Below are 13,719 nucleotides of genomic sequence, written 5' to 3'. Positions count from 1 at the left end.
CCTTTGATGTTGGTTAGGTTCGGGCCATCACCCGGCGTGCATCCACAAATGCCGCAGCCAAATCACGCATCGCGGCATCCGCCGGATCATCCCCTTTGGCCCCCACACGCGCATCAGGAAGCATCGGGAACGTGACCAGCGACACTTCCCAAAGTTCCAGTTCCGACAATAGGCGATTGCCCTTGTCATCCTTGCGGGCCTTGACGGTGCGATAGCCGATAGAAAGCCCATCAATCGCACCCGCCCCAATCAGCGACGCCGCCTCGCGGCCCTTGGCCACATCAGTCAAAAGCCGTCCCTTCACCCAAAGCCCCCGGTCGTCCTCGCGCACCTCGTCCCACACACCAATCGGCTGAGCCGGATCATGCTGCCACAACATCTTCACGCCACGCCCTTTGGAAAGCGAGGCCGCATAGGCCCCCGCCTCAACCACATCACCGCCCTGATCCGTCTTGCCAAAAAGCGAGGCATACCCACTGATCACCGTCCCATCGGTCACAGTCACATCCGTGCCCAGCGCACAAAATTTATGTTCCAGGTTCATTGGGCTCCCCCGCTTAGCGCTTTGAGAATTTCGAAAATCAGCAATCCGGCACAGCCGCAGACGATCAACCAGATCTGCCGCTCCAATCGCGACACCATGAACTCGATCCGGCCCAGCCGCACATCCACCTGCGCGAACCAGAAATCGGAAACCGGCGGCTGGGTCTGTTGGCGGGGATTGCCATGCATATCGACAATCTTGTTATCCATCACCTACCTCCAGCGCTGGCAAGCCCAGAAGCGCGCGCTTCTCCGCATCCGTCAAAAACGCGGCCTCGCTCACCCGGCGCCACTGCGCGTCGCGCTCAGCCGATAGCGCCGGGATCTGATCCAGATCGGGTCGCAATTCGACCGTCTCGCCCGTGAAATCCGACAACCACTCCGCAATCGCACTCATCACGCGCGCCGCCAGCGGCAGCACGGTCAGCCGATAAAACGCCCGGTTCGCCTCCTGATAATTCGCATAAGTGGCATCGCCCGGGATCCCCAGCAGCATCGGCGGCACCCCAAAGGCAATCGCAATCTCCCGCGCCGCCGCCTCCTTCGTCTTCTGAAACTCCATATCCGACGGCGAAAAGCCCATCGGCTTCCAATCGAGGCCACCCTCCAACAACATCGGCCGCCCCGCATTCCGCGCCCCTTGATGCTGCGTCTCCATCTCACCCAGCAAACGATCATACTGATCCGCACTCAGCGAGGCCTGCCCATCCGCACCACGATAAACAATCGCCCCCGAAGGCCGCGCTGCATTATCCAGCAAAGCTTTCGACCAGCGCGACGCCGCATTGTGGACGTCAATCGCAGCAGCCGCGGCCTGTAGGGCCGAGAATCCGTAATGATCGTCCTGCGGGTGGAAATTCTTGATATGGCAAATCGGGCTCAGCCCATCAGCCACAGCAAAGCGATGCTTGCGCCCGCTCACATTATACTCATACGCAACCGGCCAACCATCCGCGCCCGACACAATCGACATCCGGTCAGAGCGCAGAACATGCAGCTCAACCGGCAAATCCTCATCGGCCACTGCCTCAAGATACCCGTTGCCCGTCAGCAGCACCTGCCCGAACAAAGCCTCCAGCAACTCCGCACGGCCTTGCCCCGCATTTGGCCGGGCCAGCAAAGAACGGACAGGATGCGTCTCGTACCGACGCTCCGCATCCTGCACGACCACGGGCAAGGAAGCCGCAGCCTCCGCAATCAGTTTCACGGCGCGAAACCCAATCGGGTTCGCCGTGAACCCCGCACGCGTCAAAGACGCCACATCGCGGGGGGACCAGGCCACGCGGCCGGCACCGGACATCGCGCGCACACGTCCCGCAGCCGAGGCCTTGACCTCAACCGCTGCCGCATCCGGCTTTGCACGATTTAAAAACTCAAACATCCAAAACTCCTCGGTGCCGGCCGATGATGGCCGTCTGCGATCCACGAAAGACAATTTGCAGCAAAGGTCTTACGAAGCCGGGACACCACCGCGCGGTGCCCCCGCAACACTATCCCAGCCCACGTATCTTGGGGTTTGACCAGGTCTTGGCCGGTTCAATCATCAGATCGTACAAAGCCCAGACCAGCGCATCGACTCGGTCGGGTGAACCCGTTCCTGCGAATCCACGCGTCGTCATCTGACACATCTGATCTTCCAGCAGCCCCAGACCACGGGCATGCCAGACCCGCCCCTGCTCATAAAGCGCCGCCACCGGCTCAGCCCGCGCCACCTTGCCTTTGCTGGCATGGACGGACCGATAGGGAACCAGCGGATCAACCTGGCGCACCACGCTTTCCACCATCTCACCACCCTGATTGACCTCCGCCACCAGCCGGTCCGCATCATGGCGATGCATCGCACCAATCGCAGCCTTGGCCCAATCCGTCGGGCGCGCACCCTGAATTGAGGCATCCTCGATCACATAAGCACGCCAATCCTGCACCGGCCCTTGCATGACCACACCCGCCACGACAATCCCGCAAGCATCCGATCCGCGATGCGACGAGCCCGGCGGATCAATCGCAACCACCACACGGTCGCAAACCGGCGCCTCATCCACTTGCGCGCTTAGCAATTGTTCCTGCGACCACAATGCACCATCAATGTCTGCCAGCAGCACCCCGTCAATCTCCTGCCGCCCCAGCGAAGTACCGCCATAGCGCGCCTCAATCTCTTCCAGGAACCCCTCCGCCAAGTTGGCCCGGTTCGCTTGGGTCGGCGCGTGCGTTGTAACGGTGCTGTCACGCTCCAAGAGATCGCGCAGCACTTTCGCCCAGCGCGGTGTCGTCGTCACACAGGCCCGCGGATCGTCTCCCAAACGCAAACAGAACTGCAGCATATCCCACGCTGCCTGCCCCTTGCGCCATTTCGCAAGCTCATCGGCCCACAGCGCGTCAAATTGCGGCCCCCGCAAGCTCTCCGGCTCATGCGCAGAGTAAAGATAAGCCTGCGCGCCATTCGGCCACACCAGCAACCGCCGCCCCGCAATCCACTCCGGCCTGCGATCCGGCGGCGACACCGCCATAATCCCGCTCTCGCCAAAGACCATCACCTCGCGCGCCTGCTCCATCGTTTCCGCCACCAGCGCCAAGCGCCGGGCACGCCCTGGTGCGCAGGGCGTGGGCCCCTCGACCATTGTCCGCACCCATTCCGCACCCGCACGGGTTTTCCCCGCACCGCGCCCGCCCAGAATCACCCATGTGCGCCAATCTCCGGCAGGTGGCACCTGATGCGGCAAGGCCCAGAAATCGAACAGATAAGGCAGCGCCAAAGCCTGCGCGGGCGTCAGCGCATCCAGAAATTCACTCTGTTGGCAGGGCTTTGCGGAGGCGATCAAGTTGGCACCCGATCTCAGCGCGGATGGCGTCAAAATCGATGTCTGCGGTGTCGTCGCCTTTTTCTTGTCTGGCATAAAACGCCTCCTCTGCCTCAAGCAGTTTGAAATGTACGGATTGCAATTCGTTCAGTTTGGAAAGTGTCGCTTTCGGCGTTTGCGCGTCGGGAGATCCCATTTGCGCAATCGCCAGCCTGACCGTCGTGCGCAAACTGCGAAACAGATCAGCAAGTTCACCAATGCGCGTCTGCGCATCATCAGGGGCCAATTGCCCCCGTTCGTCCAATTCAGTCATGATTAACAAAGCCTGTAAGGATACTTCCGTTACAGTCGAGAAACAGGCGAAAAATGCCTGCTTTCTAGCGGGTTTAAGGCTACGTTTGCGGCCACAAAAAAGTCAATCAATCCGGGGTTGCGATACGCACGCCACATCAAGACTTTGTTAACCACGACCAGATGTTAACCGTCATTCGCCCTCTGCGCTTCGATCTCACGCCAACGCGCCACATTGCGGTTGTGATCATCAAGATTGGTCGCGAATGCGTGCCCGCCAGTGCCATCAGCCACAAAAAAGATGTAATCAGTTGTATCAGGGTTCAGCGCCGCTTCGATACTTGCGCGGCCCGGATTGGCGATTGGCGTCGGAGGCAACCCTTCAATAACGTATGTATTCCAAGGTGTTGCTGCCCTTAGCTCACTCTGCCGCAAGCCGCGCCCCAAAACGCCCTCTCCCCGCGTAATGCCGTAAATCACAGTGGGGTCCGTCTGCAACCGCATGCCCCGGTTCAGGCGGTTCACAAAGACGCTTGCCACCTGCCGCCGCTCATCGGGAACGCTCGTCTCTTTCTCGATGATACTGGCCAGTACCAGCGCCTCATCAGCAGAGGCCAGCGGCAATCCATCCGCCCTATTCTGCCATGCCGTGCGCAGGTTCTCCTCCTGTCGCTCCCGCATCCGCTCAACCACAGCGGATACAGCATCCCCTGCGCTCACATCGTAGTCGCCGGGTGCAAGGAACCCCTCCGACGGTGTATCAGTCACGTCCGCGCGTAAAACGTCCAGCTGACTGAGCGCATTCGCCACCTGCCAACTCGTGGCACCTTCCGCGACGACGATCCGGTAACTCGCGCCATTATCACCACGCACTTCGGTATATTCTGAAGGGATTTCTTCATCCGCGACATCAAAGCTCACGATCTCGCGAAACTGGTTCGTCGCGGGATCAAGCTCGCGCACATCCACCAGCGTCCGCGTAATGCCGACCCGGTAGATCACTTCCGTCCCGCACGTATTCCGTCCGCCACGCGTCACGATATCGACGATTTCTTCCATCGACGCGCTTTCCGGCACGCGGAAACGCCCCGCTTTCAAATCGCCAGCTTTGTCGGTGTAGTCGGCACCGGTCTCAAAAATGAACGCTGATGTAATGGCACCTTCTTCGATCAGATCATTGCTCAAACCGCCAAATGTACCGCCACTTGGCACCTCAAGACAGATCGCCGCCTCCAAAGGCCCCGACGCGCTGTACTCCCGCGTGCCCCAAGCTACAGCGCCGACCATCAGAAACAGCGCCACGATCAGAAACGTCATTGCGTTGGAGGCGATATGGCGCCACATCAGTCGGTTTTCCCAAAGATGACGCTTGCGTTGGTCCCACCGAAGCCAAATGAGTTCGAAAGCGCGATATCAATTTTCCTAGGACGCTTTTCATTGGCGCAAAGATCCACCTTGGTCTCGGCTGCAGGGTTATCAAGATTGATCGTTGGCGGCGCCACCTGATCGCGGATCGCCAGGATCGAAAAGATCGCCTCGATCGCCCCCGCCGCACCCAGCAAATGCCCCGTCGCAGATTTCGTTGACGACATGGCCAAATTCGCCGCAGCGTCGCCCACCAGCCGCTCAACAGCGCCCAGCTCAATCGTGTCCGCCATGGTCGATGTGCCATGGGCATTCACGTAGTCAATGGATGAAGGCTCAATGCCCGCATTGCGGCACGCCGCCCGCATCGCGCGCTCAGCCCCCTCGTGATCCGGCGGCGGCGCGGTAATATGATACGCATCCCCGCTCAGCCCGTAGCCCAGCACCTCGGCATAGATCTTCGCGCCTCGCGCCTTGGCGTGTTCGTATTCTTCCAAGACGACAATGCCTGCCCCCTCGCCCATGACAAAGCCATCACGGTCCTCATCCCAAGGGCGGCTCGCCTTTGTTGGATCATCGTTATGCTTTGTACTCAACGCCTTACAAGCATTGAAACCAGCAATCCCCACCTCGCAAATCGCAGCCTCAGCACCACCCGCAACCATCACATCCGCATCGCCATACTGGATCAGCCTGGATGCATCGCCAATCGCATGCGCACCGGTTGAACAAGCCGTGACAACCGAATGGTTCGGCCCCCGAAACCCGTATTTGATAGAAACCTGACCAGAGATCAGATTGATCAATGCACCCGGCACAAAGAATGGCGACACCCGCCGCGGCCCCTTCTCGGCCATCATGATCGATGTGTTGGCGATTGAGTTCAAACCGCCGATCCCAGACCCGATCAGCACGCCTGTGCGATCCTGCGCTTCGCGATCATCGGGTTGCCAACCGGCATCCTCAATCGCCTGTTGCGCGGCGGCCATGCCGAACAGAATGAACGTATCGACTTTGCGCTGCTCTTTCGGATCCAGATAGGCGTCAGCATTGAACGTGCCATCACTGCCATCGCCGCGCGGAACCTCGCAGGCATATTGCGTCGTCAATCTGCTGGGATCAAAACCCGTGATCGGCCCAGCGCCGGACTGCCCATCCAGAATGCGGCTCCAGCTATGCTCAACACCATCTGCCAGGGGTGTGACCAACCCCAGGCCTGTGATTACAACGCGACGCATTTCCTGCCCTCACCTCTTGGCGTATTTGCACTACTGATACCCCAGGCCCGCAGGAAGGAGCAAGGGCAGCCAATACGCTGTCATCGGCAACCTGACGCCACTTCATGAATGCTTAAGCGGCGCGCGCTTATCATCAGGTCTCAGTGAAAGAAGGGATGTCGAGTGCGCCTGCTGGCCTGCGCCTTTGCGATTTGCCTAGCCACCGGCGCGCAAGCGCAGTCGGCTTCACAAGGTTGCCTTGTCATCGCCGACATTGACCGTTTGCACGGCATCCAGACCCGTCTCGCCAGAAATCCAGACTCAGTGATGTTTGTCGATGACATCCGCATGTTGCGCAACACCGTCAGCGATATCAGCGACCGAGCAGCGCTTGAGGCGGTCGAAAGCAATGCGCTGGCCATCAAGGGAAACACCTTCACGCGCTTTCTGCAAAACACGCGTGCACTGCTGGAACTGGCCAGCCTCGATGACCCCAACAGTGTTGCACCGCATTTCACATCGCGGGTGCGCACCAACCTTGCCAATGTCCGCTCGTATCTGGTCGACCTGCGCTGCACCGCAGAAGAGATTGCGGCAGCCGAAGATGCCGCTGCAATCGCAATCACTGACACCTCTGATGATGATGCCGTCGAGATCATCCGCGAAGCCGCCGAGCAACTCATCAGTTGGACCAACCTGTTTCTCTTCACGAGCATTGGCCTGAGCACCCTTGTCATCATCCGGCTTTGGCACCGCTTTTCTGTGCGCCGGAAACGCCGCGCGAAACGTCATGCAGTGACGTACAAGACGGCCTATCGGCTCGGCAATGCAACACGATCCGGACGACTGATCGACATCAACTGCTACGGCACCAAACTGCGCCATGGTCAGGATGTGCCACCGTCAAAAGGCACGGCGCTCGATGTCTTGATTGGAGATGATTGGGTTTCAGCCAGCGTGATGTGGACGAATGCACATTATACTGGCGTACAATTCAAGCGCAGCGTCAGCCTCGATGTGGTTCAGGAGGTGCGCACGAAAAAGGGCGCCACACGACAAAAGCAAAGCGGCGCCCAATTGGACGCCGCCTAGTCAAAAATTCTAGACGCTTACTGTGCGCCGTCGATGAATTTGACCGCATCACCGAATGTCTGAATGGTCTCGGCGGCGTCGTCAGGAATCTCGATGCCAAATTCCTCTTCAAACGCCATGACGAGTTCAACGGTATCCAGGCTGTCAGCGCCCAGATCATCAATGAAAGACGCAGTTTCCGTCACTTTGTCTTCTTCAACACCAAGATGCTCAACAACAATCTTGCGCACGCGGTCTGCAACGTCGCTCATATCAATTCCTCATGTCTTTCTGGGCTCAGGCCCGATTTAACCTTGGGCGCATGCCCGTTCTTCACGCCCGCTGATATGGGGCTTTTGCCAATCTGCGCTTATTGCGTGTGACGCTGCGTCACAACCGCGTTCCGGCAAATCTGCGTGGCCTATAACAGAGAATTCCACATAGGCAAACGGTTTCACACCGCAGTTTTAGAACATGGCCATGCCACCATTCACATGCAAGGTGGTACCGGTAACATAAGCTGCTTCCGTGCTGGAAAGGTACAAGACCGCCGCCGCAATCTCATCCGCATCGCCCATTCGGCCAGCCGGAACCTGCGCCAGAATTCCCGCCTTCTGATCCTCGGTCAGCTTGTCGGTCATGGCTGTGGTGATAAAGCCGGGTGCCACGCAATTGACCGTGATGCCCCGGCTCGCCACTTCATAAGCGATCGACTTTGACATGCCGACCATCCCCGCCTTTGAGGCTGCGTAATTCGCCTGGCCCGGGTTGCCCGTCGCCCCGACAACCGATGAGATATTCACAATACGACCCCAGCGCGATTTCATCATCCCGCGGATCACACCTTTGCAAAGCCGCATGGTGGAAGTCAGATTAACCTCCAACACGCTCGCCCATTCCTCGTCCGACATCCGCATGAAGATATTGTCGCGCGTGATGCCTGCATTGTTCACAAGGATATCGACCGAGCCGAGCGCCTCGGCGGCCTGTTTGGGCAGCGCGTTCACCGCCTCTGCATCACTCAGGTTGCATGGCAGGACATGGGCGCGCTCACCAAGGCTCGCGGCCAATGCCTCAAGCGGTTCGACCCGCGTGCCCGACAGGCCAACCGAAGCCCCGGCATCATAAACCGCCTTCGCAATTGCGCCGCCAATACCGCCGGATGCTCCAGTAATCAGCGCATTCTTTCCTGTCAGATCAAACATGTCCCTGCCCTTCCTTAAGTCTCTTCTTTGATCTTTGCGGCCAACGCCTGCACGTCATCCGGCGTGCTGACAGCGGTAGCCGTCAACGCACGATCAACACGCTTCACCATGCCCGACAGCGCCTTGCCCGCTCCAATCTCGAAGACATCCGTAACGCCTTGCGCCGCCATAAAGGCCACGGATTCGCGCCACCGGACAGAGCCTGTGATCTGCTGGATCAGCAGCGCGCGGATCTCATCGGGGTCCGTCACGCCTTCGGCTTTGACATTGGACACAACCGGCACCGCAGGCTCCGAAATCGCGACCGCTTCAAGTGCTGTCGCCATGACCTCTGCGGCCGGTGCCATCAGGCTGCAATGGAATGGGGCGCTGACCGGCAGCAAGACCGCGCGTTTGGCACCCTTTGCCTTGGCGATCTCCACCGCGCGTTCAACCGCAGCCTTATGACCCGAAACGACGACCTGTGCCGGATCGTTGTCGTTCGCGGCCTCACAGACCTCGCCTTGCGCGGCATCTTCGGCGACGCTGCGCACCGTCTCAAAGTCGAGCCCCAACAGGGCCGCCATGGCTCCGACACCAACAGGCACGGCCTCTTGCATTGCGGTGCCGCGTGCCCGCAATAAACGCGCAGTATCTGCGATGCTCAGCGCACCAGCAGCGGCCAGCGCGGAGTATTCCCCCAACGAATGGCCTGCAACAAAAGATGCAGATGTCACCTTGACCCCTTCGGCATCCAGCGCCCGCATGACCGCCAACGAGGTCGCCATCAATGCGGGCTGCGCGTTCGCTGTCAGCGTCAGATCGGCCAGTTCGCCTTCCCAGATCAGCTTTGACAGCGGCTCTCCCAGCGCATCATCCACCTCATCGAACACAGCTTTTGCAGCTGGATAGGCGTCAGCCAAGGCTTTGCCCATCCCGATTGCCTGCGCACCCTGTCCCGGAAATACGAATGCCCGCATCTGTCCCCCACTTCTTCGTTGCTTGCCCTCGCTTAACGCGGACGCAAGCCCGCGACAAGCAAGCTGGGCATTTTTCATATCTGCACAATCTCTGTGCCTCTGCGAATAAAGCTGAGGCTTGCTTCGTATCACAAGAGAGTTAGCCTTGAACTCAGATATCGGAGCAGACGATGGCAGCGACAAACAGCACCACGACATATGGGACGGTGACCAAAACCTTTCACTGGCTCACCGCACTTCTCATCATCACCGCGATCATCCTGGGGGTGGTGGCGAACCGGCTGCCTTATGAAACAAATGATCAGCTCGCATTCAAGGCGCAGCTTTTCTCTTTCCACAAAACACTTGGCGTTCTGGTTTTTGCCGTGGCACTCGCGAGGATCCTCTGGGCACTTGGGCAGCCCAAGCCCGGCTCGCTTCACCCCGAACGGACTTTAGAGACGAAGCTTGCCGAGATGGTGCATTGGCTCCTTTACATCTCGCTGGTGGCGGTGCCACTCACCGGATGGATACACCATGCCGCGTCTGCCGGTTTTGCCCCGATCCTATTGCCCATCGGTCAGGGCTTGCCGCTTGTGCCTAAGGATGAAGGCGTCTCCGAGCTTTTCGCCGGGCTTCATTGGGTCTGGAGCAAGATCATGGTGGGCGCGATCCTGCTGCATATCGCAGGCGCACTGAAACACCAGATCGTCGATAAAGACGCGACCATGCGGCGAATGTGGTTCGGCAATGCCGAGGCGCCGGACGTGCCTGCCAACCCAAAGTCGCTGACTGCGCCGACTGCCGCCGTCGCGATCTATGTGCTTGCCACCGGCGGCGGCGCCATGGCTGGCCTTTACACACATCATGAAACCGTGGATGCCACAGTAGCACTGGAAGAGGTTTCATCCGATTGGCAGGTCGCCGAGGGCAGCCTCGAAATCACGGTGACCCAGTTTGGCAGTCAGGTGACTGGCACCTTCAATGAATGGACATCCGCCATCACCTTCGACCCGGAAGCCGAAGGTGTTTTAGGAGATGTCACGACAACCATCGCCATCGGATCGCTTGAGCTTGGCTCCGTCACCGGGCAGGCCATGGGGGCAGATTTTTTCAACGTCGAGGCCTTTCCCACCGCGACCTTCAGCGCAGAGATCACACGCGGTGAAACCGACTATGTCGCGGACGGCACACTGACAATCAAGGACAGCACCGTGCCAGTCACCCTGCCCTTCGCGCTGACATTGGACGGCGACACAGCCGTCATGACGGGCATCGTGGCGCTTGACCGTCGCGAATTTGCCATTGGCAACAGCGTCACAGACGAATCCAATCTTGGGTTTGGGGTCGGGATCAGCATAAGTCTGACCGCAACACGCGCCACGGAGTAAAAAAAAAGGGCGGCTGCCATTGCAACCGCCCCCTCAAACCATCCTGTTGTCAGGCTACTCGGCCTGCATCGCTTCGATGGAGATCTGCACCTCAACCTCGTCGCTGACGAATGGGGCAAACGCGCCCACATTGAAGTCAGAGCGGAGCAAAGTCGTGGTCGCATCAAAGCCCGCCCAGGGTTTCTCGGCCATCGGATGCATGCCGACCTGGTTCAGCTTGGTATCCAGAACAACAGCCTGCGTCACACCATTCAGCGTCAGATCACCAGTGATGAGCGCCGTGTCGTCGCCCGTCACTTCAATCGAGGTCGACTGAAACGTGACCATCTCATCTTCGGCGGCAGCAAAGAAATCGTCGCCCATGAAGTGGTCAAACCGTGCTTCCCAGCCGGTAAACATGGTGCGCACGGGGAAAGAGACGCTGACGGAAGAGGCAGCAGGGTCTTCCTGATCAAAGGAAATCTCACCCTCGAAACCGGAGAACATGTTGTAAGTCGTCGAGTAACCAAGATGGTTATAGGTGAACATGATTTGGCTATGGCTGGCGTCCAGGATGTAATCCTCTGCCGTGGCCAATGCTGGCGTTGCCAGTGCTGTTGCGGCCAAAACGGCTGCGGCGCATGCGTAGTTCATTGTGGGCTCCTTGCGTGGGTTGCAATCGTAACCCACACAAATAGCGCTGCGACAAATTGCGCAACTCTACAAATCTGAACAAATTCTGTTCAACGCCACAGATCGGGCGAAATCAGGCCGCGTGCTCTGTTGTTGTCGGCGTGACCATCAGGTCGCTTGCCAAACGATCCCGCAATCCAACCAATTGTGCCTCGGTCCCTTGAGCAACCATCACGCTTTGCGATGTATTGCGATACCGCACGGTCAGCACGGCCTTGTTGTTGGCCTCATCGGTGTCAAGGTACACCCCGCTGATCGTGTCGAACCCATAGGCGCCCACGGTCGTGGGCTTGCCTGCGCGGTTGCAAATCACCTCGCGCAATTCGCCGACGCTTGTATCGACATGCACTTCGGCCTGTGTGCCACGGCTCGCAAACCACAAAAGGTAAGCGGCAGCACCGCCAAAGAGTGCGGCGGCACCCAGGCGCATCGTGCCAATGCCACCATCGAAAAAGAGCGCAGGCAAAATCAGAATACCCACCGCAGCGGTCAGCAAACAAACACCGAAGAAAAAGCAAACCGCCTGCGCAACGACCACACCCAGCGATGGGCCGTGACCGGCACGCACAATGTAACCCCAGTAGGTATCTTCAACCGAAAAACTGGACGGTTTGGCGAGCTGATCCTGAAACCCCACCACTGATGCTTGCATGTCGGCCATGTGCATTCTCCTTGCTCGATGCTGTTTTGTTGCACAATAAACCCGGCAATATATGGGCAAGCTCAAGGCATCGTTAAGAAATCTGGGATTGTTGCCAAACGGACTCACGCGCACGTCACGGCAAGGCTTGCAAGAGCGCGGCATCTATGTATAAGGCCGTATCCCGCGGGCAATCTGATGAACTGCGCAGTCTCTCGTGGATGGGACGCCCGGGGTCAACCGCCCATCCTTTGAAATGCGCCGATATATGAACTGGAGTTAACATGCCGCTATACGAGCATGTCATGATTGCGCGTCAGGACCTGTCCAACACGCAAGCTGAAGGCCTCATCGAACACTTCGGAACCGTTCTTGCCGACAACGGCGGCAAGATGCTGGAGAACGAATATTGGGGCGTGAAGACCATGGCCTACAAGATCAACAAGAACCGCAAAGGCCACTATGCCTTTATGCGGACCGATGCACCTGCCCCTGCCGTGCAGGAAATGGAGCGCCTGATGCGTCTGCATGAAGACGTGATGCGTGTGCTGACCATCAAGGTCGACGCACATGACGAAGGCCCTTCCATTCAGATGCAGAAACGTGAAGACCGCGACAGCCGTCGCGAGCGTCGTTAAGTCAGATCAGGAAAGGACCACAAACCATGGCAACAAAACCATTTTTCCGCCGTCGCAAGTCCGATCCGTTTGAGGGCGATAACGCCCCCAAGATCGACTACAAGGACACGAAACTGCTGCAGCGCTACATCTCAGAGCGCGGCAAGATCGTCCCTGCCCGTATCACCGCAGTTGGTGCCAAGAACCAGCGCAAGCTCGCCCAGGCGATCAAGCGTGCCCGGTTCCTTGCCCTGTTGCCCTACGCCGTAAAGTAAGGAACATCCCATGGATATCATTCTACTGGAACGCGTCGCCAAGCTGGGCCAGATGGGCGAAGTTGTGTCGGTAAAGGAAGGCTACGCACGCAACTACCTTCTGCCACAGGGCAAGGCGCTGCGCGTGAACGCGGCCAACATGGCACGCTTCGAGGCTGAAAAGGCCCAGATGGAAGCCCGCAATCTTGAGACCAAGAAAGAAGCTGACGCTTTGGCTGCAAAGCTGGACGGTCAGAAGTTCATCGTCATCCGCTCTGCCTCTGACGCCGGTTCGCTTTACGGCTCTGTCACCACACGCGACGCTGCCGAAGCCGCGACAGAGGCTGGCTTTTCTATCGACAAGAAACAGGTTGTCCTGACCGGCCCGATTAAGGAACTGGGCCTGCACGACGTCACGATCAACCTGCACCCAGAGGTCGCAGCGACCATCACACTGAACGTTGCTCGCTCGGTCGAAGAGGCGGAATTGCAGGAAGCCGGCAAATCCATCGCTGAACTGGCCGCCGAAGAGGAAGCCGCTGCAGAGTTCGAAATTCAAGAACTATTTGACGATATCGGCGCAGCCGCCTCTGACGATGCTGACTTGGCCGAGGCGGCTGGCGTTGAAACGCCGTCGGACGAGACAGCTGAACAAGCAGACGACGAAGACTAAACGTCTGACATCGGTGTGAAATACAAGGCCGCCCGGCACAGGGC

The 13,719-nt window shown here is 58.7% G+C and carries 17 protein-coding genes; 5 read left to right on the top strand and 12 right to left on the bottom strand.

All coding sequences use genetic code 11. From position 1 onward, the window contains the following. Window positions 1–13: 13 nt before the first annotated feature. The 7 genes from SLH49_RS16855 to fabF form a co-directional block, all read right to left on the bottom strand. A complete protein-coding gene (locus SLH49_RS16855) occupies window positions 14–544 on the bottom strand; it encodes an HK97 family phage prohead protease (protein ID WP_320270322.1) in 531 nt (176 codons plus the stop codon). Further along, complete coding sequence (locus tag SLH49_RS16850; RefSeq protein ID WP_320270321.1) at window positions 541–753, bottom strand: hypothetical protein; 213 nt, start codon at window positions 751–753, stop codon at window positions 541–543. The genes SLH49_RS16855 and SLH49_RS16850 overlap by 4 nt, the downstream gene beginning before the upstream one ends. Then, on the bottom strand, window positions 746–1,924 hold the full coding sequence (locus SLH49_RS16845; RefSeq protein WP_320270320.1) for a phage portal protein: 1,179 nt from the start codon (window positions 1,922–1,924) through the stop codon (window positions 746–748). The genes SLH49_RS16850 and SLH49_RS16845 overlap by 8 nt, the downstream gene beginning before the upstream one ends. A gap of 109 nt (window positions 1,925–2,033) precedes the next feature. After that, window positions 2,034–3,437 (bottom strand): DNA-packaging protein, encoded by a 1,404-nt coding sequence (locus SLH49_RS16840; protein WP_320270319.1) that lies wholly within the window; start codon window positions 3,435–3,437, stop codon window positions 2,034–2,036. Next, window positions 3,328–3,654 (bottom strand): hypothetical protein, encoded by a 327-nt coding sequence (locus SLH49_RS16835; RefSeq protein ID WP_320270318.1) that lies wholly within the window; start codon window positions 3,652–3,654, stop codon window positions 3,328–3,330. The genes SLH49_RS16840 and SLH49_RS16835 overlap by 110 nt, the downstream gene beginning before the upstream one ends. Before the next feature lie 164 nt (window positions 3,655–3,818). After that, window positions 3,819–4,976 carry an endolytic transglycosylase MltG gene (gene mltG / locus SLH49_RS16830; RefSeq protein WP_320270317.1) on the bottom strand — a complete coding sequence of 386 codons (1,158 nt, stop codon included), beginning with the start codon at window positions 4,974–4,976 and terminating at the stop codon, window positions 3,819–3,821. After that, the gene (fabF, locus tag SLH49_RS16825; protein ID WP_320270316.1) at window positions 4,976–6,235 is read right to left on the bottom strand and encodes a beta-ketoacyl-ACP synthase II; all 1,260 of its coding nucleotides are present in this window, start codon (window positions 6,233–6,235) and stop codon (window positions 4,976–4,978) included. Before fabF ends, mltG begins: the two co-directional genes overlap by 1 nt. A 162-nt stretch (window positions 6,236–6,397) precedes the next feature. On the opposite strand from fabF, the gene SLH49_RS16820 reads away from it, so the two are divergent. Beyond that, a complete protein-coding gene (locus SLH49_RS16820) occupies window positions 6,398–7,306 on the top strand; it encodes a hypothetical protein (protein ID WP_320270315.1) in 909 nt (302 codons plus the stop codon). A gap of 17 nt (window positions 7,307–7,323) precedes the next feature. Here SLH49_RS16820 and SLH49_RS16815 read toward each other — a convergent pair whose 3' ends face one another. The 3 genes from SLH49_RS16815 to fabD form a co-directional block, all read right to left on the bottom strand. After that, on the bottom strand, window positions 7,324–7,557 hold the full coding sequence (locus SLH49_RS16815; RefSeq protein WP_320270314.1) for an acyl carrier protein: 234 nt from the start codon (window positions 7,555–7,557) through the stop codon (window positions 7,324–7,326). A gap of 195 nt (window positions 7,558–7,752) precedes the next feature. After that, entirely contained in the window at window positions 7,753–8,490 is a 738-nt protein-coding gene (gene fabG / locus SLH49_RS16810; RefSeq protein WP_320270313.1) for a 3-oxoacyl-[acyl-carrier-protein] reductase, read from the bottom strand. Window positions 8,491–8,504: 14 nt separating this feature from the next. Next, entirely contained in the window at window positions 8,505–9,449 is a 945-nt protein-coding gene (fabD, locus tag SLH49_RS16805; RefSeq protein ID WP_320270312.1) for an ACP S-malonyltransferase, read from the bottom strand. A 170-nt stretch (window positions 9,450–9,619) separates the two neighbouring features. Here fabD and SLH49_RS16800 point away from each other — a divergent pair, with 170 nt between their 5' ends. Next, window positions 9,620–10,819, top strand: a complete 1,200-nt coding sequence (locus tag SLH49_RS16800; protein WP_320270311.1) for a cytochrome b/b6 domain-containing protein — start codon at window positions 9,620–9,622, stop codon at window positions 10,817–10,819. Window positions 10,820–10,873: 54 nt separating this feature from the next. On the opposite strand, the gene SLH49_RS16795 is transcribed toward SLH49_RS16800, so the two are convergent. Together SLH49_RS16795 and SLH49_RS16790 are read right to left on the bottom strand one after the other, a co-directional pair. After that, window positions 10,874–11,452, bottom strand: coding sequence for a YceI family protein (locus SLH49_RS16795; RefSeq protein WP_320270310.1), 579 nt, complete (start codon window positions 11,450–11,452; stop codon window positions 10,874–10,876). A gap of 112 nt (window positions 11,453–11,564) precedes the next feature. Further along, window positions 11,565–12,152, bottom strand: coding sequence for a hypothetical protein (locus tag SLH49_RS16790; protein ID WP_320270309.1), 588 nt, complete (start codon window positions 12,150–12,152; stop codon window positions 11,565–11,567). Window positions 12,153–12,415: 263 nt separating this feature from the next. On the opposite strand from SLH49_RS16790, the gene rpsF reads away from it, so the two are divergent. From rpsF to rplI, 3 genes are read left to right on the top strand one after another with little or no spacing between them, the layout of a single operon-like run. Continuing rightward, window positions 12,416–12,769 (top strand): 30S ribosomal protein S6, encoded by a 354-nt coding sequence (rpsF, locus tag SLH49_RS16785; protein WP_320270308.1) that lies wholly within the window; start codon window positions 12,416–12,418, stop codon window positions 12,767–12,769. Between the two features lie 26 nt (window positions 12,770–12,795). Continuing rightward, window positions 12,796–13,023: a 30S ribosomal protein S18 gene (gene rpsR / locus SLH49_RS16780; RefSeq protein ID WP_320238886.1), complete on the top strand. Its 228-nt coding sequence runs from the start codon at window positions 12,796–12,798 to the stop codon at window positions 13,021–13,023. Window positions 13,024–13,033: 10 nt separating this feature from the next. After that, entirely contained in the window at window positions 13,034–13,675 is a 642-nt protein-coding gene (gene rplI, locus SLH49_RS16775) for a 50S ribosomal protein L9 (protein WP_320270307.1), read from the top strand. The last annotated feature ends 44 nt before the right edge of the window (window positions 13,676–13,719 follow it).

It is taken from the genome of Cognatiyoonia sp. IB215446 (assembly GCF_033963825.1).
Taxonomy (GTDB): Bacteria; Pseudomonadota; Alphaproteobacteria; order Rhodobacterales; family Rhodobacteraceae; genus Yoonia.
Note: the sequence above shows the minus strand (reverse complement) of the source record. Positions and strands in the feature narration are given on the sequence as shown.